Source organism: Thioclava sp. NS-SX20 (assembly GCF_057380695.1).
Genome location: NZ_CM170816.1, coordinates 2,677,648 through 2,702,584 on the forward strand (window position 1 = coordinate 2,677,648; position 24,937 = coordinate 2,702,584).

The following is a 24,937-nucleotide window of genomic DNA, read 5'->3' on the forward strand; positions in this document are numbered from 1 at the left end:
TGCAGCCCCTCAGGGCTGCCATTCTGCCAGACAGCCCTCGAAGATCTCTTCGGGGGCTGTTTTCGTAAACAGCCGCACGTTTGCCACGCCCAGACAGGGGGCAGACCGGAAGCGGCTTTCCGCGAACGGCTCCGGCTCTGGCGACATCATCTGATAAAGTCAGGGCAAAATCCGGGGCAAAGCCTCAGGCAAAGGCTGCCGCGAAGGCCTCGGGCATCTCGAATGTGGCAAGGGCTTTCTCGCGCGCCTCGGGCGACATTTTACGCGCAGTTTTCCGGACGATCTCCAGAAGCTGCTCCGTCTCTTGGGTCTGCGCGAACCCGCCCAGATAATGGCGGATGAAGGTAAAGCAGATGATATCTTCCAGCGCCTGCACTTCCGTGTCGCGCTTGATCCCTTCCTTGCGCAGCATCTTTTCGACCTGCGCGACATCCTCGGCCCCATAGCCCGCCTCTGCCATGATCGCCCCCACACGGGCGGCATGCCTGCGGCCCTGTTCGCGACGCCATTCCAGATAGCCTGCACGACCTTGTGGATAGGTGTCGCGCGGCAATGTCCAGCGTTCGATATGCTGGCCCCGCGCCGCGATTTTCAGGCGGTCCGAGGCATGGGGACACAGCGCCGCCTGCTCGGCGCTCATGCGCTGACCGTATAGCAGGGCGGCAGGCTGGCCGTCCTCCAGATTGGGGTCTTGCGCATTTGCGGCATCAATGGCGGCGAAAGCGGTCTCTAGCTGGGTCGTCATGGCGGGGCTCCTAACTGGTCCCGCCATGAAAGCGCGTTAGCGCAGGGTCTGCAAGAGTTCCAATGTCGGATACCCGTCCGGTGCCAGACCCGCCGAGCGCTGGTAGGCAACGATTGCCTCGGTGGTATTGGCCCCGATTTTGCCGTCGGTGCCCTGCGTGTCGAAACCGCGCGCGGTCAGGCGCTCTTGCAGTTCGATCTTCTGGGCCTCGCTCAGCGGTTTTCCGGTGCGCGGCCAATCCCGCACGAAGGGCCCCTTGCCCGCGATCCGGTCCGCCAGATGCGACACCCCCAGCGCGTAGCTATCGGCATTGTTGTAATGCAGGATCGCACGGAAATTGCCCGAAATCAGGAAGGCCGGTCCCTTGGCCCCTGCCGGCACGATGATCGAGGTGGCGCCCATATCGGGAAGCGCGCGGCCCTGCGCATCACGCACGCCAAGTGCCGCCCATTGCGCTGCCGTCTTGCGCGTTCCCTTGCCCGTCAGGCCATAGTTGAAACCTGCGGGCAGCACCACTTCGCGGCCCCATTCCTGCCCGCGCTGCCAGCCGGATTTCGCCAGATAGGACGCGGTCGAGGCCAAGGCGTCGGTCGGGTCGTTCGACCAGATGTCACGGCGGCCATCCCCCGTGAAATCAACCGCATAGCTGAGATAGGAGGTGGGGATGAACTGGGTATGGCCCATCGCCCCCGCCCAAGAGCCGGTCATGTGGTCGGCATCGATATCCCCCGCATCGATGATTTGCAGCGCCGCAATCAGCTGTTTGGCGAAAAACTCGCCACGGCGGCCATCATAGGCCAGCGTCGCCAGCGAGGACACCACAGCCATTTTGCCGCGATTGGCCCCGTAATTGGATTCCATCCCCCATACGGCCACGACGACCTCTTTGGGCACCCCGTAGCGCGCTTCGATCTTGTCAAGCGCGGCACGGTTTTGCGCCAGAACCGCACGGCCATTGGCAACGCGGGTATCGGAGACCGCGCTGTCGAGATAGTCCCAGATGGATTTGGTGAACTCGGACTGGTAGCGGTCGCGCTCGATCACTTTGGGGTTATATTTGATGCCACGGGTGGCGCGGTCCCATGTGCGTTCGGAAATCCCGCTCGACAGGGCACGGCTGCGGAAATTATTGACCCAAGCCTGAAAACGGGCCTGCGTGGCCGGATCGGTATCCGGCACCGGATCTGCCACCGGATCCGCCCCCCGCACCATCGGGCGCGGCGAGACATCGACCGGCCCCGCACAGGCCGACAGGCTGGTCAGAGCCATCAGAGAGATGAAAGTCACTTTAGCGGCACGAAACATGGGCGTCCCTTTTTCTGCTCGAACACGCGGCTTATATGCCGCCTTTGTGACCAGTGTAGCAGGACGCCGTTGGGTTGCAATCAAGCCGCTGTGAGCCCGCGTGAAAGAGCAGGACGGGCAGCAGCTTCTTGCCACCCGTTTCTCGTCAGTCAGGCGCAGGTCCGGTATGGGGCGCTTAGCTGTCTTTGAAGAACGGGGTCATCTGCGCAACGATAACCGAATTCTCGTCCAGAGCCCGCTGCATCAGGGCGCGCTCGTCCTCGCCCACCTCATGGCCCTGTTTTTCGCGCTCGGCCAAGGTGCCGTAGCTGTTCACATCCAGCGGGGCCAGCTCGGCCTGTTTGAGGATTGCCACGGTTTCGCGCACGGCTTCGGCCTCGTCGACCCCCGAGGCAAAGCACATCAGCGCCCCGCCTGTCGCCCCTTTGGGCAGGCCGTCATTGGCGCAGCGCCCGACCTCGACGACCAGCGTATAGACCTCCTGCGGGCGTTTGGGCTTTTTCGGGGGCTCGACAGATTTGTCGGATACGGGTTTGTCACTCATCAGGGCGCGCTCCTTTTTCTCTCGCTTAGAAAGCGCAGCCCGTCGCGTCAAACGAAAAAACCTGACCCAAGAGGGCCAGGCTTTTCCGAGACAATGAAGGCGGGGCGCGTTTAGGCGCGGCGGATCATGCGATAGCCGCCGATCAGCAGGCAGGCGCCGATCACACCAACGATCAGCTGACCGATCCAGCCGCCCATCGTGGTGCCGACAATGGCGAACAGGATGAAGTTCAGAACAACGGCACCAACGATGCCCAGAACGATATTCATCAGCAGGCCCATATTCGAATGCATCAGCTTCTCAGCGATCCATCCGGCGAGGCCACCCACGATAATTGCTGCAATCCAACCAAGTCCGGCCATGTTACTACTCCAAGCTAACTGCGTTTGAGCTAACAACACCTGCCAGCGGATTCGGTTCCCGCCCTGCTCGATATCTCTTGTTTTTGTCCTAACGTATTGGGCTGAAACTATAGAAAATTATTGATGAAAAGGCCTGATTTTCCGATACTGGCCGCAGAACGACGATTTCAGCGGAACAAGCCTATGTTGTTGGTAAAGGAATTTCTGCAGGCGCAGGGATTTTCGGCCCCTGCCGAATATACCGAGGTCGAGACATCCGGCACGGATGCGACGCCGCCGGCAGAGACCTGTGCGCTGATCCTCGACAGGCAGAACCTTATCGTGGCCGCCCATCGGCACGGGGTCTTGTTGGGGGATACCGGATTTGTCGAGATCTGTACGCAGGCTTGGGCCGATGTGCTTGAGGGTCCGGACGGGGCGACCGCGCGGAGCTGTATCGATCTGGCGTTTCAGGGGCAGCGGAGCGGTTTCCAGACGGTCTGGCACGGGGCGGGATATGCCACCCATTGGGATGTCACCATGATGCCGCTGCAAGATCGTGACAACCGGATCCAGCATATCCTGATCTGTGCCAAGCGCACGGATATCCGCAGGCGGACCGAAACCGACCTGCGCGAGGAATTGCGGGACATCGCGCATACGCTGGCCAATCTGACATCGGTGACGCGGTCCGGTGCCAAGATCCTGCGCCGCGACAGTATGACGGACGATCTGCGCGGTGATGTGGCCGACGGGCTGGCCGAGTCTGCCGCCAAGGCCGATGCCGCGCTGGAACGGTTGCGCGCCATCCTGAAATAAGCCCGCCGGTTCTGTTCTGCGAGGGGCGGAAAGCGGACGCCCGCGCCTGCCAGCCCCTCTGGCGCGACCGCCCGCAGGGCCAAGCCCCTAGTGGCCAGAGGGGGCGGGCTCTTGGGCGGTGCTGGGGGTCAGCTTCAGTTGCGAGGGGCTGCGTTTGGAATATTGCACGGCGATAATGCCCAGCGTGATCACGGCCACACCGATGAAATCGCCCAAGCCCAGAGGTTCGTGCAGGATGATCGCGGCGAGTGCGACGCCGAAGAAGGGGTTCAGGAAGTGGAATGTGGCCGCCTTGATCGGGCCCAGACGCTCGACCAGAAGGAACCAGACCCACGTCGCCAGAACACCGGGCACCAAGGCGGTATACAGAAAGGCGATCACCAGTTTCGGTGTGTAGATGATATCATGCGGCTCGAAGAAGGCCGAAAGCAGGCTGAGCGGAATGGCTCCGACAAACATCTGCAAGCCGACGGTCATCAGCACATTGCCCCCCGAGGTCGCGCCGCGCACGGCCAAGGTCGCCACGGCCAGCGCCATTGCGCCCGCAAAGCACAATGCCACCCCCATCGGGCTGATCCCGCCCGAAAGACGCGCGCCCATAATGATGGCAACTCCCATAATGCCAAGCACCAGACCGGCAAGACCGAGCGGCTTCATCCGGTCACGCAATACGATCCAGCTCAGTCCGGCCACGATCAGCGGCATGGTCGAGGCGATGATCGAGGCAACCGAGGCCCCCACCCATTGCATCGCGATGAAATTGAGCCCCAGATAGATCGCGTTCTGGCACAGGCCGAAGATGATCACGCCGCGCCATTGGGCGGCACTGAGCCGCAGGCTCTGGCCTAAAGCGGCGGCAAGTCCGCATCCGACAAGACCCGACAGCAGGAACCGCGCGGCCAGCGCCGCCATTGGCGGGGCCTCGGTGACAATGATCCGGGCGGACGTGAAGGCCGAAGACCACATCAGGGCAAAGGCCAGCCCCATGAAAATTGCACGGAAATCCATGATTGTCCTATCCGATACGAAAAGAGGGCCGCGCGAAGTAACGGCGACCCTCTCCAAGATGTCGTTTGTCGGCGAAATTAGCCGTTGACCGAGTCTTTCAGCGCTTTTGCGATGGTGACTTTCACCTGACGGTCTGCCGGTTTGGTCATGGTTTCGCCGGTGGCGGGGTTGCGGACCTGACGCTCGGGGCGATCTTTGCACATGAATTTGCCAAGACCCGGAAGCGTCACAGCGCCGCCTTCAGCCACTTCTTTGGTCACGATTTCGCTGATCGCATCCAGAGCTGCCGATGCAGTCTTCTTATCCGAACCCATGGTTTCGGCCAGAGCGGTCACCAGTTGGGTTTTGGTCATCGGTTTCGACATCAAATATTCCTCTTTGTCGCCCCGCTTTTGCGGGATCAATTATCAGGCGCGAAAATCGCTCGTGGGCCTTGTAACACACGGTTTTTCGCGCGCCTGCAAGGGTTTTTCATATGTCACGCGCGAAAAATCGCGCGCGATACATGAATTCTGCATGATTGGCAGGCGAGACCCATTTAGAGGAAGGCGGTTTCTTCAAAGCTTCGCAATTTGCGACTGTGGATGCGATCCAGCGGCATGGCCGAGATCAGTTCCATCGCGCGCACCCCGATCTGTAGATGGTTGGCCACTTGCGTGCGGTAGAATTCGGTGGCCATGCCGGGCAGCTTCAGCTCGCCATGCAGCGGCTTGTCCGACACGCAGAGAAGCGTGCCATAGGGCACACGGAAGCGGAACCCGTTGGCGGCAATCGTGGCGCTTTCCATATCCAGCGCCACGGCGCGGGACTGGCTGAGCCTTTGCACGGGGCCGGTCTGGTCGCGCAGTTCCCAGTTGCGGTTGTCGATACTGGCCACGGTGCCTGTGCGCATGATGCGCTTGAGTTCATAGCCGTCAAGCCGGGTGACCTCGGCCACCGCATCCTGAAGCGCCACCTGAATCTCGGCCAAAGGCGGGATCGGCACCCAGATCGGCAGGTCATCATCCAGCACATGGTCTTCGCGGAGATACGCATGGGCCAGCACGAAATCCCCCAGCTTCTGCGAATTGCGCAGCCCCGCGCAATGGCCCACCATCAGCCAGGCATGCGGACGCAGCACGGCAATATGGTCGGTCGCGGTTTTGGCATTCGACGGGCCGACCCCGATATTGACCAGCGTGATCCCCTGACCATCGGGTTTCTTTATGTGGTAGGTGGGCATCTGCGGCAGTTTCGCCAGCCCCGGAATATCGCCCTGAGGATCGGTGATCTCGAAATTCCCCGGAGCGACAAAGCTGGTATAACCCGAAGACGGATCAGCCAGTTTCTCGCGGGCCATCTTCTCGAACTCATCCACATAGAACTGGTAGTTGGTAAACAGCACATGGTTCTGGAAATGCTCGGCCGAGGTCGCGGTGTAATGCGACAGCCGCGCCAGCGAATAATCCACCCGCTGCGCCGTGAAGGGCGCAAGAGGTTTGGTGCCATCAGGCCCCACAGTGAAGGTGCCATTGACGATGTCATCGTTCATATTCGCCAGATCGGGCACATCGAAGACATCGCGCAGCGAGAAATCCAGCGCGCCTTCCTGTGGAATGGTCACATCGGGGCGTGAGGCCACGGCGAAATGCACCGGCATCGCGGTGTTCGAAGGCCCCACCTGCACTTTGATGCCGTGATTGCGGATCATCAGGTCCAGCTGCTGGGTCAGATAGTTGCGGAACAGATCGGGGCGGGTGATCGTGGTGGCAAAGACCCCCGGCACCGGCACATGGCCAAAGCTCAGCCGGCTGTCATGTTTGAGATGCGAGGCCACGGTGACCCTAACTTCCGGATAGAAGGCGCGATACCGCGTGGCGGCCTGACCGCTTTCCATCGTGGCGTTGAACTTCTCCAGCAGAAAGCCGGTCGCCTCTTCGTAAAGCGCGATCACACGGGCCACGGCGGCCTTCGCATCATCAAAGAATTCCGGCTCGGCGGTTGCGGGCATCTGGATTTCGAGGCGCTCACTCATTCAAAAAGCTCCGTCAGTTCGAATTTCGTCACATCCACAAGGCCAAGGTCCGAGATCCGGATTTCGGGGATCACCACAAGGGCCAGCAGGCTGTGCTGCATATAGGCGTTGTTCAGGGTGCAGCCGCAGGCGGCCATCGCCGCGACCATCGCATCGGCGCGTCCCGCCACGGTGGCCGCCGGATCATCCGACATCAGCCCCGCAATCGGCAGCGGCACCGAGGCCAGCTCCTCGCCATCCTTCCAGACGGAAATCCCGCCGCCCATCTCGCCCAGACGGTTGGCGCATTTGGCCATCATCTCGCGGTCGGTTCCCACGACGATCATATGGTGGCTGTCATGGGCCACGGTGGACCCCATCGCCATCCTTCCTGTATAGCCGAAGCCCGAGACAAAGCCGTTGGTGACCTGCCCCGTGGCGCGATGGCGTTCGACCAGCGCGATCTGGGCGACCTCGCCTTGGGCCTCCACGCGGCCCTCGGTGACGGGCAGGGTGGCGGTCAGCGCGCGGGTCGGCGCCTGGTTTTCCACAACCCCGATCACGCGGGCGGTGACCTCATTGGCGCCCTCGGGCGCTGCGATGATGAAGTCATCGGCGTCCAGCCGTTTGCCCAGCTTCACCGTCTGCCGAGCCGCTGGCGGCCAGTCGTAATGCGGGCACTCGACCATCAGCGTGCCCTCCATCGCCACCGTTTTCCCCCGCGCGATGACATGCTCGACGGGAAGGGTCTTGAGGTCCGAGGACAGGATGATATCCGCCCGACGGCCCGGCGTGATCGAGCCCAGCTCGCGCTCCAGTCCGAAATGGGTGGCGGTGTTGATCGTGCACATCTGCAGCGCCACCAGCGGATCGGCCCCGCAATCCACCGCATGACGATAGACGCGGTTCATATGGCCTTCGTTGACCAAAGTGCCGGAGTGGCAGTCATCGGTGCAAAGAATAAAGTTGCGCGGGTCCAGACCCTTTTCGGTAATGGCGGTAATCTGGCTTTCCACATCATACCAAGCGCTCCCGAGCCGGACCATCGCGCGCATCCCCTGCCGCATGCGGGCAATGGCATCGGCCTCGCAGGTGCCCTCGTGGTCATCCGCCGGACCACCTGCGACATAGGCGCGGAAGGGCGCGCCAAGATCGGGCGAGGCATAATGCCCGCCCACCGTCCTGCCCGCGTCCTGCGTTGCGGCAATCTCGGCCAGCATCTTGGGGTCGGCATTGACCACGCCGGGGAAGTTCATCATCTCGCCCAAGCCGATGATACCGGGCCATGTCATCGCCTCGGCCACATCCTCGGGAGAAATCTCGAAGCCCGTCGTCTCCAGCCCCGGAGCCGAGGGCGCGCAGGACGGCATCTGGGTGAAGATATTCACCGGCTGAAGGGCGGCTTCGTCATGCATCATTCGCACGCCCTGAAGGCCAAGCACATTGGCGATCTCATGCGGGTCGGTGAACATGGTCGTGGTGCCATGCGGGATCACGGCTGCGGCAAATTCCGCCGGTGTCAGCATGCCGCTTTCGATATGCATATGCGCATCACATAGGCCGGGAAGCATGAAGCGCCCATTGGCTTCGATCACCTCTGTCTCGGGGCCGATAGAGGCCGACAGATCGGGGGCTACGGCCGCAATGCGGCCATCGGCAATCGCGATATCATGGCCGTCCAGCACCTCGCGGGTGTGGACATTGACCCATTTGCCCTGACGGATCACCAGATCGGCGGGCGCGCGCCCTGCGGCCACGGCAATCAGGCGCGTGGCGGCTTCGGGCCATGTTTTCAGTGTGTTCATATCCATGTCCCACTGTGTCTTGGGTTTTTCCACAACGCAAGATGGTGCGAACATCATGCGTTGTTTTGACGTTTTGTCCGCGCTACATCTTCCGTATGACACAGATGCGAAAACCCAAGATCTCGATCACCTATTGCACCGGCTGCAACTGGCTTTTGCGCGCCGGATGGATGGCGCAGGAACTGTTGCAGACCTTCACCGAAGATCTGGCCGAGGTCTCGCTGATCCCCGGCTATGGCGGGGTCTATGAAATCCGGCTGGATGGCGATCTGATCTGGGAGCGCAAGCGCGATGGCGGCTTCCCCGAACCCAAAGAGATCAAGCGCCGCATCCGCGATGTGATCGAACCCGACCGCGATCTGGGCCATATCGACAAACATAGCGAGGCAAAGCCATGAAGACCCTTCTTTCCATCGGGCATGGCTATTCGGCCCGCGCGATTGCGCCTGCACTGATCGAGAATGGCTGGACGGTCTATGGCACCGTCCGCACCGAAGAAAGCGCCGCTTTGGCCGAGGCGCAGGGGGTGAAGCCGATCCTCTGGACCGCGCCTGATGATCCGTCGGTGCTGCCTCTGGATGAGGCCACGCATATCCTGTCATCCGTGGCGCCCGAGCGTGGCGAGGACCAGATGGACCCAGTGCTGGCCTGCGCCGCGATGGAGATCGCCCATGCGCCGCAGCTCGAATGGATGGGCTATCTGTCCACCATCGGCGTCTATGGCGACCGTGAGGGCGGCTGGGTGGATGAATATTCCGAGCGCACGCCCTCTACCGCGCGGGGGCGCGCCCGCCTTCAGGCCGAAGAGATGTGGACGCGTCTGGGCCAGATTGCCGATATTCCGGTCAATCTGTTCCGGCTGGCGGGTATCTATGGTCCGGGACGAGGTCCTTTCGAAAAGGTGCGCCAAGGCAAGGCCCGTATCATCAACAAACCGGGGCAGGTGTTTTCGCGCATCCATGTCGAGGATATCGCGCAGGTGGTCCATGCCGCGATCCTGCGCCGCGATCTGGCGGGGGCGTGGAATGTCTGCGACGATTGCCCCATCGATCCGGGCGAGGTGCTGGCCTATGCTGCCGAGTTGCTGAACCTGCCCAAACCACCCGTGGTCGATTTCGATAGCGCCGAGATGTCGCCGATGGCGCGCAGCTTCTATTCGGAATCGCGCCGCGTGAAGAACGACCGCATCAAGGATGAGCTGGGCGTTACACTGAAATACCCCGATTATCGCACCGGATTGCAGGCTCTGCTAGATCAGGGGCTGGATCAGGACGCGCGCTAGACGGCCTTTTCCGACAGGCTGTCATCTGGTTGTAAGGTTCGTTTCCGAAAACTCTCCACAACGTTTTATGTTGTGGAGTGGTCCATGATCAACCAGCCTTTGCGCAGCTTTTCCCTGTCTTCGGGCCGCCGCCTGCGTGCAAAGCGGGTGCCGCTTCTGGTGATGGGGATTCTGGCGCTGGTGATCGCGCTTAGCCCACCCAGCCCGCGCCGCTATGGTGACCACCTGCAAATCGCGCTGCCGGTTCTGGCGCTGGGCTGCGAGATCGCCAATGGCAATGGCCTCGAATATCTGGGCCGCTATGCGGTGCTGTTTGCCGGAATTCACGGCACCAAACGCACGCTTGGGGATATTCCGCTGAACACGCGGCCCAATGGCAAGCCTTATGGCTTCCCCTCGGGCCATACCGCGACGGCCACATTCGGGGCTGCAAGCCTTGTGAACAGCTGCCTGCTTTCCAGCCCTGTGGCAAAGGGGGCGGTGATTCTGGCGGCGGCATTCACCGGTGCCAGCCGTATCCAGTCGCATAATCATGACATCTGGCAGGTTCTGGCGGGCGCGATCTGGGGGATCGCCTGCAATGGCCTGTTCCGGCGCGAAAGCTTCATGCGGCGGGTGCTGAGACGGGGCGCGAAAGCGGCGGGTCGTGCAGCCCGTCGCGGGATGCGTCCGGTTCTTGCCGCAGGAGCGGGGCTTCCGGCGCAGGTTTTCGCGCTGCGTCGGGCCAAGCCATTGCGTGCCAGAAAGGGAGTATGAGCGATGCGGGTCCGTGCAAGGGGCGTTGCCTGCGGAATTGTCGCCTGCGGGTGCGCGGGGCTTGCGCTGGCTGAACCCGTATTGGCAGAAACGGACGTCTCGGTCTATCTGGGCGGCCAGTCCGCTCCGCATTCGGGGGTCAGGATCCGCGATCATCTCGACCTTGGTGACCGCGACTTTACAGCCGGTTGGGACGGGAACTCCTGGACGGCCCCCTATTACTGGGGGGCGCGTATCACCCGCTGGCAGGATGCCCGTTTTGGCTGGGGCGCGGAGTTTACGCATACCAAGGTCTATGCCGATCGCGCCACATTGGCCAAGGCCGGTATGTCGCATTTCGAGTTTTCGGACGGGCTGAATATCGCCACGGTCAATGTGATGTATCGCTGGCCCGGTGTGCTGCGGCCAGAGGTGACGCCCTATGTGCTGGGAGGGGTCGGGGTGTCCATCCCGCATGTTGAGACGGTGACGGCCAATGACCGCACCTGGGGGTATCAGCTGGGCGGTCCTGCGGTCCGGCTGGGCGCGGGCGTCAGCTATGCTTTTACCGAACGCTGGTCGGCCTTTGGCGAATACCAGTTTACATGGTCGCGCAATGATGTGGATTTCAAGCAGGGCGGCAGCCTGACGACGGATCTTGTCACCAATGCGGTGAATATCGGGGTAAGCTATGCGTTCTGACGCGACAAGCGGTGCCTGAAAGAAAAAGCCCCGCAGATGCGGGGCTTTCGTTGCGTGCTGGCTCAGGCGGTTTGCAGGTCCAGCGGGCGTTCTCTCACGGGCAGATGGATGATGGCCGAGAGCAGCCCGACCCCTACGCCCACCCACCAGACCGCGGTGTAATTGCCGTAGATGTCGTAAAACCGCCCGCCCAGCCAGACGCCCAGAAACGCCCCAAGCTGATGGCTGAAAAACACCACCCCGTAGAGCGTGCCCATATAGCGCAGCCCGTAAATCTGGGCCACCAGCCCCGAGGTTAGCGGCACCGTGGCCAGCCACAACGCGCCCATCACCAGCGAGAAGACCAGCACAGAGGCGGGGGTGATCGGCAACAGGATGAAGGCCCCTGCCGCAATCGTCCGGCCCAGATAAACCGTGGCCAGCAGGTATTTCTTGGACCAGCGATGGCCGGCCCAGCCCGCAAAGACGGTGCCTGCGATATTGGCCATGCCGATGACGGCAATCGAGACCGCCCCAAGCGCCGAGGTTGTCTCGATGCCGAGCCCTGCCAGAAGCGAGCCGGGAGCGATGGCGCCGCACATTTCGGTAATCATGGCGGGGAAATGCGCTGTGATGAAGCCAAGCTGGTAGCCGCAGGAGAAGAAGCCGATAAAAATCAGCGAATAGCTCGGGTCGCGGAACGCGCGGCCCAGCACCTGCCCCATGCTTTCGCTCGGACCGTTCGGGGCGCTGGCCTCGGGGGCGCGCAGCATGGGCAGCAGGGAGAGGGTGGCAAGGATCATCAGGGCGAAGATTATGAAGACGCTCTGCCAGCTCATGAAGGCCAGCAGGATCTCGGCCAGAGGGGCACCGAAGACTTGCCCCGCCGACCCTGCGGCCGTGGCGATGCCAAGCGCCAGAGACCGGTTCTTGTCGGAGCTGGCCCGCCCGACGATGGCGAGGATGACGCCAAAGCCTGTGCCCGCAATGCCGAACCCGACGAGGGTTTCAAGAAACTGGTGTTGCAGAGCCGTTGTCGCGAAGGAGGAAAAGACCAGCCCTGCGGCGTAAAGGAAGGCCCCCAGAATGATTGCCCGACGGTCGCCGAAACGTTCGGCGATGGCCCCGAAAATGGGTTGGCCGATCCCCCAGAACAGGTTCTGGATGGCGATGGCGAGCGAGAACTCGGCGCGGGGCCAGCTGAACTCTTCGGCGATCGGGATCTGGAAGACCCCGAAACTTGCGCGGACGGCGAAGCTGATCATCAGGATAATGGCGGATCCGATCAGGATCGGGGTGAAAAGGCGTTGGTTTTGCATGGGGGCTCCCTGTCTTGCGGCCACAGTCGGGGGAATGCTCTGGCGCGTCAAGCGGGGGCTTGTGATGGATACAATCGCGGCAGGGGCGCTGCCCCTCTGGCCCTTGCGGGCCATTCACCCCGGGATATTTCAGGCAGCTGGAAGGTCAGGCAGCTGGAAGGGTTGAGAGCCTTCGGGCGGCGGCGCGGCCTGCGGCATATCCGGTGGCGAAGCAGGCGGTCAGCAGGTAGCCGCCTGTCGGGGCCTCCCAGTCGAGCATTTCCCCTGCGGCGAAAGTGTTGGGGATGGCTGTGAGTTCGAGGCTGTCTGTCAGGGCTTTGGCGGCGATGCCGCCTGCCGTGGAGATGGCTTCGGCGATCGGGAAGGGGGCGCCCAAGGGGGTGGGGAGATGTTTCAGGCGTTGGGCCAGTTGGAATGGGTCTTGTGGGAGCGGGCGGGCCCATTCGTTCAGGAGTGCCAGCTTGGTCGGGTCGAGTCTGGTGACTTTGCGCAGGTGGTTGGAGAGGCTTGCCTTGCCGCGGGGTTTGGCGAGTTTCTGTGCAAGCGCGTCGAGTGGCGTGTCGGGCAGCAGGTCCAGTGCCAGCGGGGCGCCATTGCGCAATTCGGCCGAGAGTTCATAGATGCCGCCGCCCTCCAGCCCTCTGGTGGAGAGAACGCATTCTGCTTTCAGGCTGCGGGTCGGGGTAATGAGCGCGATGGATTTCAGCGGGCTGCCGAAATGGGGGTGCATATGGGGCGACCAGTCGATGTGGAAGCCCATATTGGCGGGTTGGAAGGGGGTGAGGAGGACGCCTTTTGCCTTGAGCGCGTCGGTCCAGCCGCCTGTCGAGCCGAGTTTGGGCCATGAGGCACCGCCCAAGGCGAGGACGCAGACCTTGGGGGTCAGTCTTTGCGGGCCGTCGGGGGTGTTGAAAAGGACGGCGGTGCCGTCCCAGCCCGTCCAGTGCCAGCGCTGGTGTCTTGTGACGCCGAGGCTGTCGAGGCGGGCGAGCCAAGCGCGCAGGAAGGGCGAGGCTTTCATGCCGGTGGGGAAGACGCGTCCGCTGGAGCCTGTGAAGATGTCGATGCCGAGGTCGCGGGCGAAGGCCTGCATCTGCGCGGCGCCGAAGGATGTGACATAGGGGCGGATCCATGCCTCGGGGTAATGGGCGGCAAGGGCCTCGGGCGGTTCGGCTTTGGTAAGATTCAGCCCCGATTTGCCCGCCATCAGGAATTTGCGGGCGGGGGTTGGCATGGCATCTGCCAAGGTCACGGCATGGCCTGCGCGGGCGATCTGTTCGGCGGCCATCAGCCCCGCAGGGCCTGCGCCAATGACCAGCGCCGTCATCGTCTGGCCATCATCGACAGCCGCAGGAAGGCACGCTCGATCAGGGCCATCTGCGGTGCGCGCGAGGCGGACCGCAGGGTGAGGTCGGTCTCGATCAGGATCTGGAGTGCCTCTTCCAGACGGAACATGCCCCAGCTTTGCGCCTGTCTTTGCATCCGGTCGCGGCGTGGGCCGAAGATGGGCGGGCGCATCTTGGCGATGCCTGCTCCGGGGCCGCCGGGGTCAGAGGCCGCAGCATGGAGGGCGCGGAAGTGGCGCAGCGCCTGAATGGCAAGTGCGACGGGCTGGATACCCTGACCGGTCAGGCGGGTCATCATGGGCCCCAGCTCATTGGCGCGGCCTTCGGCAACGATGTTCAACAGATCATCCGTGCCTGCCTCGATGGTGGCGGGCGCGCAGGCGTGGATATCGGCGGGGGTGACAGGGGCGCTTTCGCCATACATATAAAGCGCAAGCTTTTCAACCGTTTGCCGGAAGTCACCCGGATCAAGGGCGCGGGCGAGGTTATGTAGGTCTGTCGTCGCCTCGGGCGTCATCTGGGCAATGCCCGCGCGTTTGAGGATATCCTCGATTTCCTCGCGCGAGGGCGGGTCGTCATAGATGCCGATGGCATAGGCGTTCTGGTGGGTCTCGAAGACCTTGCGCAGCTTGGATTTGGCGGTCAGCGACCCTGCGGTGACCACAATCTGTGCGTCCCCCGCATGCCAGTCCTTGACCGCTGCTGCGATGGCATCGGTCAGACCGTCGGTTGCCTGTTCCACGAAAACCGCCCGAGGGCCGGGGAAGAAGCCCACGGCTTTGACGGCATCGGCCAGCAAGGCACTGTCGCGGCGCAGCTCGGAGGCTTCGATGCGGGTCAGCCGCATCTCTTCTTCGGCGGTGGGCCCCAGAAGCGCCTTCAACATCTCTTGCCGGCGCAAGGCCACCCGCATCGCATCCGCCCCGAAGATCAGCAGTCCCATACGGTCTGGATCGGGCTTGGCAAAATAGCGTGTGGCGGCGGCGCCGGTCAGTTTCATGCCAGAGTCTTTCTTGGGCCGGTCTTGCTTGCAAAGGCCGGAACGGCCCGCATGGGGTTATTCGGGAAGCGATCCGGCCTGCGCCAGAAGCCGTGTCACGGTCTGGTCTGCCAGAATACGCATCAGGCGTTTATGGGCGTCGCGCTCGGCGGTCTGGGTAGCAACAATGGTGCCGGTTGCCGACCAGCTGGTGAAGGAGCTGACACGCCCCGTCAACAGGACCGCATCATTGGCCATATCATACAGCCGGTAGGTGGCCGTTCCGTTGAGCGAATAGCGGTTGGTCACATCGTCCTGGCTAATGGCCTGCCCCATGACGCCGGTGGTGATCGTGTAGGACAGGCGGTAGCGCGGAGTTTGCGCCGGACCCAGACGTTCGGACAGGCGGCGGCGATAGGCGAAGTCGTCCTGGCTTTGGGGGGCATCGACCTGCAAGGCCGACAGGAGTTTCGCGCCACCGCCCTGCGGGCCATAGGCGGGAGTGAAGCCGCAAGCGGCCAAAGCGGGGGCGGCAAGCGCCCCCAGCAGGAAGGTTCGGCGGTTAGATGACCACATTGACGATACGCCCCGGAACAACGATCAGTTTCTTGGGCTGACCACCGGCCAGCGCCTTTTGCACATGCTCGTCTGCCAGAACCCGTTTTTCAACCTCGTCTTTGGGCATATCCTTCGGCACGCTCAGTTCCGAGCGGCGCTTGCCATTGATCTGGATCGGCAGGGTGACGTTGTCATCCACCACCAGCGCCGGATCGGCCTTGGGCCAAGCGGCCTTCACGACAAAACCCTCACCGCCCATCAGCGCCCAGATATCCTCGGCCAGGTGCGGCACCATCGGCGACATCAGCTGAGCGGTCAGCTTCATCGCCTCGCGGCGGGCCGCATTGGAGGCATTGGTCTTCGACAGGGTATTCGCCTGTTCGTAGAGTTTCGCGATGGCCTTGTTGAAGGCGAATCCTTCGATGGATTTGGTCACCTCGTCGATGGCCTTATGGGTCGCGCGCATCAGGTCCTCATCGGCCTTTGCATCGCCATCAGCCCCTTCCGCGATGTCATTGGCAATGCGCCAGACACGTGCAAGGAATTTGCTGGCCGCTTCCGCACCGGCCGCCGTCCATTCGACATCACGCTCGGGCGGGCTGTCGGACATAACAAACCAGCGCGCGGTATCGGCGCCGAAATCGCGGATGATATTCATCGGGTCCACGACGTTGTTCTTCGATTTCGACATCTTGGCCGAGGGCACCACGGTGACCTTCTCGCCCGTTTCCTTCACATAGGTGCCGTCTTCGCGCTCTTCGACTTGTTCGGGATAGTGATAGACGGGGCGACCGTCTGCTCCGGTGGTCTTGAAGATCGCATGGGTCACCATGCCTTGGGTGAACAGCGCGTTGAAGGGCTCGCGGGCCGAATCGGGCAGATGGCCGGTCTCATTCATCGCACGGGCGAAGAAGCGCGAGTACAGCAGGTGGAGAATCGCATGCTCGATGCCGCCGATATATTGATCGACATTCATCCAGTATTTGGTCTCGTCGGTGGTCGGCGTATCGGCCCGCGCACAGGTGAAGCGCGAGTAATACCACGAGCTGTCCACAAAGGTGTCCATCGTGTCGGTTTCACGCTTGGCCGCGGCCCCACATTTCGGGCAGGTGCAATCGCGCCACGTCGGGTGACGGTCCAGCGGGTTGCCCGGAACGTCGAAAGTGACGTCATCGGGTAGGCGGACGGGCAGATTGGCCTTCGATTCGGGGACCACGCCGCAGGTCGGGCAGTGGACAACCGGAATCGGGCAGCCCCAATAGCGCTGACGCGACAGGCCCCAGTCGCGCAGGCGGAATTTGGTCACGCCTTTGCCAAAGCCCTTGTCTTCGGCAACCTTGATGGCAGCCGCTACGCCTTCTTCGCCGGTTTGCAGGTCATTGCCCGCGAAGCCGCGGATATAGCGGACCTTCTCGGTTTTGGCGGGAACGAAGGCCTCGGTCAGCGCCGCCTCTTCCGCGCCTTCGGCGGTGAAGACAGGGGTGATCGGCAGCGAATATTTGGTGGCGAATTCAAAATCGCGCTCGTCATGGGCGGGGCAGCCGAAGATCGCGCCGGTGCCGTAATCCATCAGGATGAAGTTGGCGACCCAGACGGGCAGCTCCCAATTCGGGTCCAGCGGGTGTTTCACGCGGATGCCGGTGTCGCGGCCCAGCTTCTCGGCGGTCTCGATGGCTTCCTCGGTGGTGCCACCCTTGCGGCAGTCGGCGAGGAAAGCGGCAAACTCCGGGTTGCCCTTCTCCAGCTCTTTCGCCAGCGGGTGATCGGGCGAGATCCCGACGAATCCCGCGCCCATCAGTGTGTCGGGACGGGTGGTATAGCAGTCGATGGTCTCAAAGCCGGCAGGCGCGTTCAGCGTTTCAAAGCCGAATTCCAGACCCTGCGACTTGCCGATCCAGTTGGCCTGCATCAGGCGCACCTTCTCGGGCCAATGGTCCAGCCCCTCGAGGCTGTCCAGAAGATCGCCCGCCATATCGGAGATCTTGAAGAACCATTGCGTCAGTTCCTTACGCTCGACATCCGCACCCGAGCGCCAGCCCTTGCCGTCGATCACCTGTTCGTTGGCCAGAACGGTCATATCGACCGGATCCCAGTTCACGACGGCATTCTTGCGATAGACCAGACCCTTTTCCAGCATATCAAGGAACATCGCCTGCTGCTGGCCGTAATATTCCGGATCGCAGGTCGCGAATTCGCGCGTCCAGTCAAGCGAGAAGCCCAGCGGGCGCAGCTGGCCCTTCATCGTCTCGATATTGGCATAGGTCCAGTCTTTCGGATGACCGCCCGAGGCCATCGCGGCATTCTCGGCGGGCATCCCGAAGGCATCCCAGCCCATCGGGTGCAGCACGGCCAGACCGCAGCTCATTTTGTAACGGGCAACCACATCCCCCATGGTGTAGTTGCGCACATGGCCCATATGGATGCGCCCCGACGGATAGGGGAACATCTCGAGCACATAGTATTTCTCTTTATCGGCATCGGGCTTGGCGGTGAAAACACCGGCCTCCGCCCATGCGTCTTGCCATTTCTGTTCGGTCTGGCTCGGTGCGTATTGCGCCATGTCTCGCCCCTTGAGCTGCGAATTACTGTATTTACGTGCTTGCTACACTGTCCACAGGGCCAAGGTCCAGACAGCTTGGGGATAAAGCATGGCCCCTATGCAAAACGCCCGGCACTTGGCCGGGCGTTTCGGAACCTCTGTCGGGGCCGCTTACAGCTTCGAATCGGCCACGCGCAGCTGGCGGGCGCGGGTCAGGATCGCATCCTCGACCGCCTGCACGGTTTCCGCCGATACCGTCCCGCCACGCGATTCGAGCGCGACTTTCAACGAGCGCGCATCCAGTGCCGGGTCCGTGACATGGATCGTGGCACGATAGGCACGGCCACCGCCGGGCGGGGTGCCATAGCCGGTGACGATCACGCCGGTGAACGGATCGACCGACTGGATCGGCAGGAAATCGAGCACATCAAGGCTGGCCTGCCAGATATATTTGTTCACCTCGACCGTCACATTCGGGTCGTCATTGTTTTTGAACAGATCGAACAGCGTCGAACGCGGGCCACGATCCGCCGGATTCGTGCGGGTCGCGCCTTCGACATCATCGCTCATATGCGATTCTTTCGAAACATCGCGATATCCGCCCTCGGGCGCATTTTTCTGATTCCACGTGAAATTATGGCCGCATGCAGCCAGAGACAGAATAAGGCCGCCAACTGCCGTCATGCGGATGGTCTTTTGGATCGTCATCAAAACGCTGCCCCCTGATCGCCTGCCACACACACTTCATACACGCGCGCAGGATCTAGTGTCGTCTATTGGTTTTGTCCTTATCTTATGGCCCAAGAGGGGACAAGGCATTTCCCTTTAAACATTCGTCATCACACTGCCGGAAAAGGGCGCATTGGCGGGGCCGCGCCGTGTAGCGGGGTGTGGCAAGAGTGCACCACGCAAATATGCCTGTGCTCACGAGGCTTTGCTTTTCGTTGCATTGCGCGGCGCAGAGGGTGAAAAGACTGCCATACCCAATTCGGATTTCCCTGAGTTGGGGCTGACCTTAGAGACAATGAGGGAAAACGATGAAAAAGGTTCTCTTCGCGACGACCGCTCTGGTCCTGTCCGCAGGCGTCGCAGCAGCAGAAGTTTCGCTTTCGGGCGACGGCCGTATGGGTGTCAAGTCGGTTGACGACGCGATCAACTTCTCGAGCCGTGCACGTGTGAAATTCACCCTGTCGGGTGAGTCGGACTCGGGTATCGCATTCGGCGGTTCGTTCCGTGTTGACCAAGAAGACGAAAACGGCGCTTCGGCATCCAAAGGCGGCGCGGGCACCGTGTTCGTTTCGGGTTCGTTCGGTCGTGTTGAAATGGGCGACGCAGTTGGCGCACCCGAAGCACTGTGGGGCGACTTCTACGAAGTTGGCTACACCGATCTGGGCGACGAAGAAGGCCGTCTCGGCAACGACATCGCGTACCTGACCGGCGACAGCAACCTCGGTATCGCAGGCAACGAAAACCCCGTTCTGCTGTACACCTACTCGACCGGCCCGATCTCGCTGGCAGCATCGTTCTCGGATGGCAAAGAAGGCTACACCGATCAGAACGATCACCAAGAGATGGCTGTTGCAGCTGCCTACACCTGGCAGAACTACACCTTCGGTATCGGCTACGAATATGCTGACAGCAACGATGCTGGCAACTTCGTCACCGGCCTGTACAACTACGACGCAGCAACCGCTGTTGTTTCGGCAGACACCGCAAACAAAATGGACCAGGTTGAGCTGGCATTTGTTGGCGCGTTCAACGACCTGAACGTGAAAGCAGTCTACGGCAAAGGCGGCAAAGACAACCCGGTTGACAACTACTTCGCAATCGGCGCCGACTACACCATGGACGCATGGACCTTCGGTGGCTACGTCCAATACGCTGAGCTGGACGACAACACCTACTTCGCAGACGGTTCGGACGACGTGACCTGGTACGGTCTGGGCGCAGAATACGATCTGGGCGGCGGTCTGTCGGTCAAAGGCGGTATCGCTGACTCGAACCTGGACGACACCGATGTCATGTACGACCTCGGCATGAAGTTCTCGTTCTAATCCTTAACCGGATTGAACGGAAAGAGCGGGCCTTGTGCCCGCTCTTTTGCATTTGTGCTTTGCCTTTTTGTCTGTCGCGTGGTGTCTTGCGCCCGACGAGGTTTAGGCAAAGGACAGGATCATGGGGCTGGAAGACATTATCGAGCGCATCGCGAGCGCCGAGAAACGTGCGGGGCGTGCGCTGGGGTCGGTGCAGCTGATCGCGGTCTCCAAGGTCCAGCCTGCCGAACGTGTCGAGGCCGTTCTGGCGCAGGGCCACAGGCTGTTCGGGGAAAACTACGTGCAGGAAGCGCAAGGCAAATGGCCAAGCTGGCGCGAGACCTATCCCGATGTGCGGGTGGAAATGATCGGGCCGCTACAATCGAACAAGGCCAAGCTGGCGGTCGAGCTGTTCGAGGCGATCCATTCGGTCGACCGGATGTCGCTGGCCAAGAAGCTGGCCCATCTGGCGCAGGAGCGCGGTGAAACGCCCGATCTTTTCGTGCAGGTGAATACGGGCCGCGAGCCGCAGAAGGCCGGTATCCTGCCCGAGGATCTGGACGCCTTCGTGAAAGAGCTGATTGCGATGGACCTGCCGGTGCAGGGGCTGATGTGCATCCCCCCCGAGGGCGCCCCCGCCCGCCCGCATTTCGATGCGCTGGCCGAGATGGCAGGCCGCAACGGGCTTTGGGGGCTGTCGATGGGGATGTCGTCGGATTTCGAGGACGCGATTGCGGCGGGGGCGACCCATGTGCGTGTGGGATCGGCCATTTTCGGCGCGCGCGATTACACTAAAGCCTAGGCCTTGTCGCGCGGCTTGGCCGTGTGCCGATGCGGGTAACAGGCAAGGGGCGGGATCACGAGGGTCTCGCCCTGTTCCACATTCTGCGCCAGCCAGATCAGGTGATCGCGGCGAAAGGCCAGACAGCCCGCCGTCGGAAAGCCCGCGCGGCGGCGTTGATGCAGGAAAATGGCGGAGCCTTTGCCGTCTTCTGCCTGCGGGTAATTCCAGCTTGTCAGCAGGATGATATCGTAAAGCGGGTCGGCGCGACGCAGTATCTCGTGGCTGGCAGGGAAGGGGGCGCGGACCTGCTGGTTATAGGCGGGATGGCCGGAGGCATCGCACCACAGATCGCGCGGCCCGATGGGTATGGCCCAGGCCGCAGGCGCGGCGATCCGGTCGGCGCGGTAGCGCATGCCGACAATCCGGAGCGTCCCGACCGGCGTGGCCCCGTCGCCCTCGTGCTTGTCCTCCGACAGCCCGCCACGACCGATTTCCACCGGCAGAACCCGCCCGCGCATCCACAGCCCCCGCGGCGTGAGGCGCATCACAGGATATGCCCCGATTTTGCCGCTTTGGTTGCCAGATAATTGGCGTTGAAGCGGCTCATCCCGACTTTCAGCGGCACCCGCTCCACCACATCTATGCCGTGGCTTTGCAACATGGCGACCTTCTTGGGATTGTTCGTCAGCAGCCGCGTCTGGGAAAAGCCCAGCCGTTTCAGCAGCGCCGCCCCGATACGGAAATCGCGCTCGTCATCCTCAAAGCCCAGCCGGTGATTGGCCTCCACCGTGTCAAATCCCTGATCCTGTAGCGAATAGGCGCGCATCTTGTTGGCCAGCCCGATGCCGCGCCCCTCTTGGTTGAGGTAGAGCAGGACACCGGCCCCTGCCTCGCCCATCTGGCGCAAGGCGGCATCAAGCTGCGGGCCGCAATCGCATTTCAGGGACCCCAGCACGTCGCCGGTAAAACAGGCCGAATGCAGCCGCGCCAGAACGGGCTTCATCCTGTCGGGCGCGCCGATCTCGATGGCATAATGCTCTTCGGCACCATTATCGGGGCGGAACACATGCACGCGCCCCGCTTCGGAGGCCCGCAACGGCACCCGTGCGGCAGAGACAGGCGCGAAACGGGCCTCGTTCGCCATGCCTTCCATCGCTTCGGTGACGGTCAGGCGGGTCAGGCCCTCGGGCGCGTCAGCCACCTGAACCAGAAGCGCGGCAGGCAGAAGCTGGGCCGATTTCACCAAGCGGATCGCGGCTCGCGCAACCGAGGCGTCGTCCTCGCGCTGGGTTCTGAAGGGCCCCTTCATCGGGGTTGCAAGGTCGTCCGCGGGGTCCGCGATGGCCTGTAGCCAGCGCAGATCGGCGCTTTCGGGGACCATGATACGGGCCAGATCCCCGTCATAGACGCGGGCCTTCAGCGTTTCGGCCCGCCATGAGGTGATGGCAAGGGTCAGCGGCCCCAGCGCACGCATCGCCGCAAGGCGCGCCGGATCGAGGCTTTCCACCGAGGCGGCCAGCGTCGTTTCATCAAGCACGACCGGCAGCCCCATGCGCAAATCGGCGCGGGCGCGATTGAGTCGTTCGGCAGGCGAGGGGCAAAGAGAACCGGTCATCATGCGAAACTGATAGCGGGGGCTGAAACAAATTGAAACATATCTCGTGATTTTGACACGTCCGCGTGAGAAAGATTTCACCCCCCTTGCCGAATTCGCGCATCGGCACAAAGTCTAACCCGAAGAATGTAAGTAACGACTTGGCGGTGCCGTGACCCTTGACGGGCCTGTCCGCCGGAACGGAGGCATGAATGTCAGGTTTGAAGAAAATCCTTCTGGTGGATGACGATACCGATCTGCGCGAAGCACTGGCCGAGCAACTGGTCGCGACGGAGGATTTCGACGTCTTCGAAGCGGGCAATGGTGCCGAAGCTGTCGAGAAGGCCAAGGCGGGTCTTTATGATCTGGTCCTCCTCGATGTGGGCCTGCCCGATACCGATGGTCGCGAGCTGTGCAAGAAGCTGCGCAAGCAGGGCGTGAAATGCCCCATCGTGATGCTGACCGGCCATGACACCGATGCCGATACCATTCTGGGTCTCGACTCGGGGGCCAATGACTACATCACCAAGCCGTTCAAATTCCCCGTGCTTCTGGCCCGCCTGCGCGCCCAGCTGCGCACGCATGAACAGTCGGAAGACGCCGTATTCCAGCTTGGCCCATATACGTTCAAACCCTCGCTCAAACTGCTTGTCGACGATAAGGACAAGAAGATCCGCCTGACCGAGAAAGAGACGAATATCCTCAAGTTCCTCTACCGTGCCCCCGATGGTGTGGTGCCGCGCGATATCCTGCTGCATGAGGTCTGGGGCTATAATGCGGGCGTGACCACCCACACGCTGGAAACCCATATCTACCGCCTGCGCCAGAAGATCGAGCCCGATCCCACCAATGCGCGCCTTCTGGTGACCGAATCCGGCGGCTATCGACTGGCCGCCTGACCCTTCGCCTTTTCACTTATTGTCTCTAAGGGAAAACTCTGGCGAACTGGCCCTACCCGTCTCGGGTGGGGCCTTTGCATTTGCGCGATGTCTCGGGCAGGGATGTCGCCGCCACAGATGCTATTGCCGCAGCCCCAAGGTCATATCCATGCAGAGCGGCGCATTCAGCGGCGTGCCCGCGTCGCGGATCGCGCGCAGTTTGGCCTTATAGGCTGCGGCGGCGGGAAGCGCGGGAATAAGGGGCGTTACGACCGCCATAGATTCCGGTGTGCCGATCTGGCGGCTGATATCTTCGATGATATCCTGTAGCGGCGTCTCGGGTTCGATGGTCAGCCGCCACATCGCCATTTCCAGAATGGTTGCGGGGCGGCGCGCCTCGAAGGCGCTGCCCAGAGTTTCGCGGTTTGATGCCTCGTCCGGAGGCTCCATCAGTCCCATGCGGTTGGCGGCGGCCTCCGAGGCCTGTAGCGCGGCAAAGACCTCGAGCGCCTCGCGGAAGCTGCGCCCCGCATCGAAGGTATAAAGCTGCGAGAATTGCGGCACGTCACAATAGTCGAGCTGGTCCATATCCGCACCGGTCTCGTTGACCCATGCCGTCAGCAGGGGCAGGCCTTCGCGCGGGAGCGGCGTGAATTTGGTCTGGCCGAGATCGGTGGTCAGGGTGAACCCTCCGGCGGCATCGCCGGTCAGCTTGGCACCGTTCATGCGCCGGATCAGCGGCTCGTAATAGAGTTTCTGATCGGCTGTCGGATCGCCGCTTTTGCGATTGGCATCGCTGGGCTTGTCGTCGCGCGTGACATTGCGATCGGTGATCTTGATGGTGCCGTCTTTTTCGGAATAGCGCAGCTTCAGCCCATCCCAGAGCATGTCGCAATAGCCGGTATCGCGGCAGGTCGTGACATCGGGCGTTTTGACCGAGGCATAGGTCACCGTAATGGTGGTGCCGTCAATCTGCAGATGGATATAGCGCGGGTCTGTCGTCTGGCTGTCAAGAATGGGGGTCGCCAGCAGGAACCCGCCATCCGGCAGGGCAGAAGCCGTCTCGGCCCAGAGCAAAGCAGGAATCAGACAAAAAAGCGCGCGCATGCCAAAGATCCGAAAGAACTATCTCTTTCGTAGCCTGCACCTAGGTCGCTGTGCAAGGCCGCAGAGACGACAAAACTCCTAAGCGGCCTCACTAATCTGACAAAAATAGAGATGTCCGGTCCATGTTTTCCGGCGCGGCTCAGACCGTGGGGAAGGTCTCTTCCTCTGCGGCATCCAGATCGATCCCCAGCGCGTCGGCGCCCATTTCCAGATGGTCGGCCAGAAGCGGGTTATCCAGAAGGTAGTCCTCGGTCGGGACGGTAGCCTCGGTTTTCGCCATTTCGATGGCTTCGTCCAGATCTTCCGGCTCGTAGGTATCGCGGCCAATCCACATGATTGCGGTCAGTTCGGCCTGTTCGTCCTCGTTCAGGGCCGCGATAAAGCTTTTCAGCTCGCGCGCCTTGCCACTGCCGGGAATATCGGCATCGAATTTGCGGGCACGGATGATGATCGTGGCAAGCTTGGACGGGGATAGCGTCATCATGGGAAAGTCCTCCATATAGCGGTAGTGTTGCGCTATCGCGATCCTCCGGCAAGCGAAA

At 61.9% G+C, this 24,937-nt stretch carries 27 protein-coding genes; 8 read left to right on the plus strand and 19 right to left on the minus strand.

Going from position 1 to position 24,937, the window contains the following annotated elements; translation table 11 throughout:
• Positions 1-9: 9 nt before the first annotated feature.
• From AC2ISB_RS13155 to AC2ISB_RS13175, 5 genes are all read right to left on the minus strand, one after another.
• The gene (locus tag AC2ISB_RS13155; protein WP_486575364.1) at positions 10-150 is read right to left on the minus strand and encodes a hypothetical protein; all 141 of its coding nucleotides are present in this window, start codon (positions 148-150) and stop codon (positions 10-12) included.
• 34 nt (positions 151-184) lie between these two features.
• Positions 185-745: a DUF4202 domain-containing protein gene (locus AC2ISB_RS13160; RefSeq protein ID WP_406721552.1), complete on the minus strand. Its 561-nt coding sequence runs from the start codon at positions 743-745 to the stop codon at positions 185-187.
• 36 nt (positions 746-781) lie between these two features.
• On the minus strand, positions 782-2,050 hold the full coding sequence (locus AC2ISB_RS13165; RefSeq protein ID WP_486575366.1) for a lytic murein transglycosylase: 1,269 nt from the start codon (positions 2,048-2,050) through the stop codon (positions 782-784).
• Between the two features lie 175 nt (positions 2,051-2,225).
• Positions 2,226-2,594, minus strand: a complete 369-nt coding sequence (locus tag AC2ISB_RS13170; RefSeq protein WP_339108688.1) for a hypothetical protein — start codon at positions 2,592-2,594, stop codon at positions 2,226-2,228.
• A gap of 110 nt (positions 2,595-2,704) precedes the next feature.
• Positions 2,705-2,956, minus strand: a complete 252-nt coding sequence (locus AC2ISB_RS13175) for a GlsB/YeaQ/YmgE family stress response membrane protein (RefSeq protein WP_339108689.1) — start codon at positions 2,954-2,956, stop codon at positions 2,705-2,707.
• A gap of 183 nt (positions 2,957-3,139) precedes the next feature.
• Between AC2ISB_RS13175 and AC2ISB_RS13180 the strand changes: the two genes are divergently transcribed.
• On the plus strand, positions 3,140-3,754 hold the full coding sequence (locus AC2ISB_RS13180) for a hypothetical protein (protein ID WP_486575368.1): 615 nt from the start codon (positions 3,140-3,142) through the stop codon (positions 3,752-3,754).
• A gap of 87 nt (positions 3,755-3,841) precedes the next feature.
• Here the strand turns inward: AC2ISB_RS13180 and AC2ISB_RS13185 are convergent, their stop codons facing one another.
• From AC2ISB_RS13185 to ade, 4 genes are all read right to left on the minus strand, one after another.
• On the minus strand, positions 3,842-4,762 hold the full coding sequence (locus tag AC2ISB_RS13185) for a DMT family transporter (RefSeq protein WP_406721555.1): 921 nt from the start codon (positions 4,760-4,762) through the stop codon (positions 3,842-3,844).
• A 77-nt stretch (positions 4,763-4,839) separates the two neighbouring features.
• Positions 4,840-5,127, minus strand: a complete 288-nt coding sequence (locus AC2ISB_RS13190) for an HU family DNA-binding protein (RefSeq protein WP_339108692.1) — start codon at positions 5,125-5,127, stop codon at positions 4,840-4,842.
• Positions 5,128-5,300: 173 nt separating this feature from the next.
• Positions 5,301-6,776, minus strand: coding sequence for an AMP nucleosidase (locus AC2ISB_RS13195; RefSeq protein ID WP_486575370.1), 1,476 nt, complete (start codon positions 6,774-6,776; stop codon positions 5,301-5,303).
• Positions 6,773-8,566, minus strand: coding sequence for an adenine deaminase (gene ade / locus AC2ISB_RS13200; RefSeq protein ID WP_486575372.1), 1,794 nt, complete (start codon positions 8,564-8,566; stop codon positions 6,773-6,775). Before ade ends, AC2ISB_RS13195 begins: the two co-directional genes overlap by 4 nt.
• An 89-nt stretch (positions 8,567-8,655) precedes the next feature.
• Between ade and AC2ISB_RS13205 the strand changes: the two genes are divergently transcribed.
• The 4 genes from AC2ISB_RS13205 (at position 8,656) to AC2ISB_RS13220 (ending at position 11,279) form a co-directional block, all read left to right on the plus strand.
• A complete protein-coding gene (locus AC2ISB_RS13205) occupies positions 8,656-8,958 on the plus strand; it encodes an Rdx family protein (RefSeq protein ID WP_339108695.1) in 303 nt (100 codons plus the stop codon).
• Positions 8,955-9,842, plus strand: a complete 888-nt coding sequence (locus AC2ISB_RS13210; protein ID WP_406721558.1) for an SDR family oxidoreductase — start codon at positions 8,955-8,957, stop codon at positions 9,840-9,842. Before AC2ISB_RS13205 ends, AC2ISB_RS13210 begins: the two co-directional genes overlap by 4 nt.
• An 84-nt stretch (positions 9,843-9,926) precedes the next feature.
• A complete protein-coding gene (locus AC2ISB_RS13215; RefSeq protein ID WP_486575374.1) occupies positions 9,927-10,598 on the plus strand; it encodes a phosphatase PAP2 family protein in 672 nt (223 codons plus the stop codon).
• Between the two features lie 3 nt (positions 10,599-10,601).
• Complete coding sequence (locus AC2ISB_RS13220; protein WP_486575376.1) at positions 10,602-11,279, plus strand: outer membrane protein; 678 nt, start codon at positions 10,602-10,604, stop codon at positions 11,277-11,279.
• Positions 11,280-11,341: 62 nt separating this feature from the next.
• On the opposite strand, the gene AC2ISB_RS13225 is transcribed toward AC2ISB_RS13220, so the two are convergent.
• The 6 genes from AC2ISB_RS13225 to AC2ISB_RS13250 all read right to left on the minus strand — a co-directional run bounded on the left by AC2ISB_RS13225 (position 11,342) and on the right by AC2ISB_RS13250 (position 18,707).
• Complete coding sequence (locus AC2ISB_RS13225) at positions 11,342-12,577, minus strand: MFS transporter (protein WP_486575378.1); 1,236 nt, start codon at positions 12,575-12,577, stop codon at positions 11,342-11,344.
• A gap of 145 nt (positions 12,578-12,722) precedes the next feature.
• Positions 12,723-13,904, minus strand: a complete 1,182-nt coding sequence (locus tag AC2ISB_RS13230; RefSeq protein ID WP_486575380.1) for a TIGR03862 family flavoprotein — start codon at positions 13,902-13,904, stop codon at positions 12,723-12,725.
• Positions 13,901-14,923 carry a DNA polymerase III subunit delta gene (holA, locus tag AC2ISB_RS13235; RefSeq protein ID WP_486575382.1) on the minus strand — a complete coding sequence of 341 codons (1,023 nt, stop codon included), beginning with the start codon at positions 14,921-14,923 and terminating at the stop codon, positions 13,901-13,903. Before holA ends, AC2ISB_RS13230 begins: the two co-directional genes overlap by 4 nt.
• 57 nt (positions 14,924-14,980) lie before the next feature.
• Entirely contained in the window at positions 14,981-15,478 is a 498-nt protein-coding gene (lptE, locus tag AC2ISB_RS13240) for an LPS assembly lipoprotein LptE (RefSeq protein ID WP_339108702.1), read from the minus strand.
• On the minus strand, positions 15,465-18,020 hold the full coding sequence (leuS, locus tag AC2ISB_RS13245; RefSeq protein ID WP_486575384.1) for a leucine--tRNA ligase: 2,556 nt from the start codon (positions 18,018-18,020) through the stop codon (positions 15,465-15,467). The genes lptE and leuS overlap by 14 nt, the downstream gene beginning before the upstream one ends.
• 150 nt (positions 18,021-18,170) lie before the next feature.
• On the minus strand, positions 18,171-18,707 hold the full coding sequence (locus tag AC2ISB_RS13250) for a DUF3576 domain-containing protein (RefSeq protein WP_406721564.1): 537 nt from the start codon (positions 18,705-18,707) through the stop codon (positions 18,171-18,173).
• A gap of 329 nt (positions 18,708-19,036) precedes the next feature.
• Between AC2ISB_RS13250 and AC2ISB_RS13255 the strand changes: the two genes are divergently transcribed.
• Both AC2ISB_RS13255 and AC2ISB_RS13260 read left to right on the plus strand, forming a co-directional pair.
• Positions 19,037-20,053, plus strand: a complete 1,017-nt coding sequence (locus tag AC2ISB_RS13255) for a porin (RefSeq protein ID WP_486575387.1) — start codon at positions 19,037-19,039, stop codon at positions 20,051-20,053.
• 121 nt (positions 20,054-20,174) lie between these two features.
• Positions 20,175-20,834, plus strand: a complete 660-nt coding sequence (locus AC2ISB_RS13260) for a YggS family pyridoxal phosphate-dependent enzyme (protein WP_486575389.1) — start codon at positions 20,175-20,177, stop codon at positions 20,832-20,834.
• Here AC2ISB_RS13260 and AC2ISB_RS13265 read toward each other — a convergent pair.
• Together AC2ISB_RS13265 and ribA are read right to left on the minus strand one after the other, a co-directional pair.
• A complete protein-coding gene (locus AC2ISB_RS13265) occupies positions 20,831-21,361 on the minus strand; it encodes a L,D-transpeptidase family protein (RefSeq protein ID WP_339109457.1) in 531 nt (176 codons plus the stop codon). The genes AC2ISB_RS13260 and AC2ISB_RS13265 overlap by 4 nt on opposite strands.
• Entirely contained in the window at positions 21,361-22,434 is a 1,074-nt protein-coding gene (gene ribA / locus AC2ISB_RS13270; protein ID WP_406721567.1) for a GTP cyclohydrolase II, read from the minus strand. The genes AC2ISB_RS13265 and ribA overlap by 1 nt, the downstream gene beginning before the upstream one ends.
• A 188-nt stretch (positions 22,435-22,622) precedes the next feature.
• Here ribA and AC2ISB_RS13275 point away from each other — a divergent pair, with 188 nt between their 5' ends.
• Positions 22,623-23,309: a response regulator transcription factor gene (locus AC2ISB_RS13275; protein WP_339108708.1), complete on the plus strand. Its 687-nt coding sequence runs from the start codon at positions 22,623-22,625 to the stop codon at positions 23,307-23,309.
• Positions 23,310-23,429: 120 nt separating this feature from the next.
• Here the strand turns inward: AC2ISB_RS13275 and AC2ISB_RS13280 are convergent, their stop codons facing one another.
• Together AC2ISB_RS13280 and AC2ISB_RS13285 are read right to left on the minus strand one after the other, a co-directional pair.
• On the minus strand, positions 23,430-24,395 hold the full coding sequence (locus AC2ISB_RS13280) for a hypothetical protein (RefSeq protein WP_406721568.1): 966 nt from the start codon (positions 24,393-24,395) through the stop codon (positions 23,430-23,432).
• Positions 24,396-24,534: 139 nt separating this feature from the next.
• Entirely contained in the window at positions 24,535-24,879 is a 345-nt protein-coding gene (locus tag AC2ISB_RS13285; RefSeq protein ID WP_339108710.1) for a DUF3775 domain-containing protein, read from the minus strand.
• Positions 24,880-24,937 lie beyond the last annotated feature (58 nt).

What these genes read in the sequence shown, in the direction of transcription:
- AC2ISB_RS13155 (WP_486575364.1), bottom strand. Translation starts at nt 150, where the DNA reads ATGATGTCGCCAGAGCCGGAGCCGTTCGCGGAAAGCCGCTTCCGGTCT.
- AC2ISB_RS13160 (WP_406721552.1), bottom strand. Translation starts at nt 745, where the DNA reads ATGACGACCCAGCTAGAGACCGCTTTCGCCGCCATTGATGCCGCAAAT.
- AC2ISB_RS13165 (WP_486575366.1), bottom strand. Translation starts at nt 2,050, where the DNA reads ATGTTTCGTGCCGCTAAAGTGACTTTCATCTCTCTGATGGCTCTGACC.
- AC2ISB_RS13170 (WP_339108688.1), bottom strand. Translation starts at nt 2,594, where the DNA reads ATGAGTGACAAACCCGTATCCGACAAATCTGTCGAGCCCCCGAAAAAG.
- AC2ISB_RS13175 (WP_339108689.1), bottom strand. Translation starts at nt 2,956, where the DNA reads ATGGCCGGACTTGGTTGGATTGCAGCAATTATCGTGGGTGGCCTCGCC.
- AC2ISB_RS13180 (WP_486575368.1), top strand. Translation starts at nt 3,140, where the DNA reads ATGTTGTTGGTAAAGGAATTTCTGCAGGCGCAGGGATTTTCGGCCCCT.
- AC2ISB_RS13185 (WP_406721555.1), bottom strand. Translation starts at nt 4,762, where the DNA reads ATGGATTTCCGTGCAATTTTCATGGGGCTGGCCTTTGCCCTGATGTGG.
- AC2ISB_RS13190 (WP_339108692.1), bottom strand. Translation starts at nt 5,127, where the DNA reads ATGTCGAAACCGATGACCAAAACCCAACTGGTGACCGCTCTGGCCGAA.
- AC2ISB_RS13195 (WP_486575370.1), bottom strand. Translation starts at nt 6,776, where the DNA reads ATGAGTGAGCGCCTCGAAATCCAGATGCCCGCAACCGCCGAGCCGGAA.
- ade (WP_486575372.1), bottom strand. Translation starts at nt 8,566, where the DNA reads ATGGATATGAACACACTGAAAACATGGCCCGAAGCCGCCACGCGCCTG.
- AC2ISB_RS13205 (WP_339108695.1), top strand. Translation starts at nt 8,656, where the DNA reads ATGACACAGATGCGAAAACCCAAGATCTCGATCACCTATTGCACCGGC.
- AC2ISB_RS13210 (WP_406721558.1), top strand. Translation starts at nt 8,955, where the DNA reads ATGAAGACCCTTCTTTCCATCGGGCATGGCTATTCGGCCCGCGCGATT.
- AC2ISB_RS13215 (WP_486575374.1), top strand. Translation starts at nt 9,927, where the DNA reads ATGATCAACCAGCCTTTGCGCAGCTTTTCCCTGTCTTCGGGCCGCCGC.
- AC2ISB_RS13220 (WP_486575376.1), top strand. Translation starts at nt 10,602, where the DNA reads ATGCGGGTCCGTGCAAGGGGCGTTGCCTGCGGAATTGTCGCCTGCGGG.
- AC2ISB_RS13225 (WP_486575378.1), bottom strand. Translation starts at nt 12,577, where the DNA reads ATGCAAAACCAACGCCTTTTCACCCCGATCCTGATCGGATCCGCCATT.
- AC2ISB_RS13230 (WP_486575380.1), bottom strand. Translation starts at nt 13,904, where the DNA reads ATGACGGCGCTGGTCATTGGCGCAGGCCCTGCGGGGCTGATGGCCGCC.
- holA (WP_486575382.1), bottom strand. Translation starts at nt 14,923, where the DNA reads ATGAAACTGACCGGCGCCGCCGCCACACGCTATTTTGCCAAGCCCGAT.
- lptE (WP_339108702.1), bottom strand. Translation starts at nt 15,478, where the DNA reads ATGTGGTCATCTAACCGCCGAACCTTCCTGCTGGGGGCGCTTGCCGCC.
- leuS (WP_486575384.1), bottom strand. Translation starts at nt 18,020, where the DNA reads ATGGCGCAATACGCACCGAGCCAGACCGAACAGAAATGGCAAGACGCA.
- AC2ISB_RS13250 (WP_406721564.1), bottom strand. Translation starts at nt 18,707, where the DNA reads ATGACGATCCAAAAGACCATCCGCATGACGGCAGTTGGCGGCCTTATT.
- AC2ISB_RS13255 (WP_486575387.1), top strand. Translation starts at nt 19,037, where the DNA reads ATGAAAAAGGTTCTCTTCGCGACGACCGCTCTGGTCCTGTCCGCAGGC.
- AC2ISB_RS13260 (WP_486575389.1), top strand. Translation starts at nt 20,175, where the DNA reads ATGGGGCTGGAAGACATTATCGAGCGCATCGCGAGCGCCGAGAAACGT.
- AC2ISB_RS13265 (WP_339109457.1), bottom strand. Translation starts at nt 21,361, where the DNA reads ATGCGCCTCACGCCGCGGGGGCTGTGGATGCGCGGGCGGGTTCTGCCG.
- ribA (WP_406721567.1), bottom strand. Translation starts at nt 22,434, where the DNA reads ATGATGACCGGTTCTCTTTGCCCCTCGCCTGCCGAACGACTCAATCGC.
- AC2ISB_RS13275 (WP_339108708.1), top strand. Translation starts at nt 22,623, where the DNA reads ATGTCAGGTTTGAAGAAAATCCTTCTGGTGGATGACGATACCGATCTG.
- AC2ISB_RS13280 (WP_406721568.1), bottom strand. Translation starts at nt 24,395, where the DNA reads ATGCGCGCGCTTTTTTGTCTGATTCCTGCTTTGCTCTGGGCCGAGACG.
- AC2ISB_RS13285 (WP_339108710.1), bottom strand. Translation starts at nt 24,879, where the DNA reads ATGATGACGCTATCCCCGTCCAAGCTTGCCACGATCATCATCCGTGCC.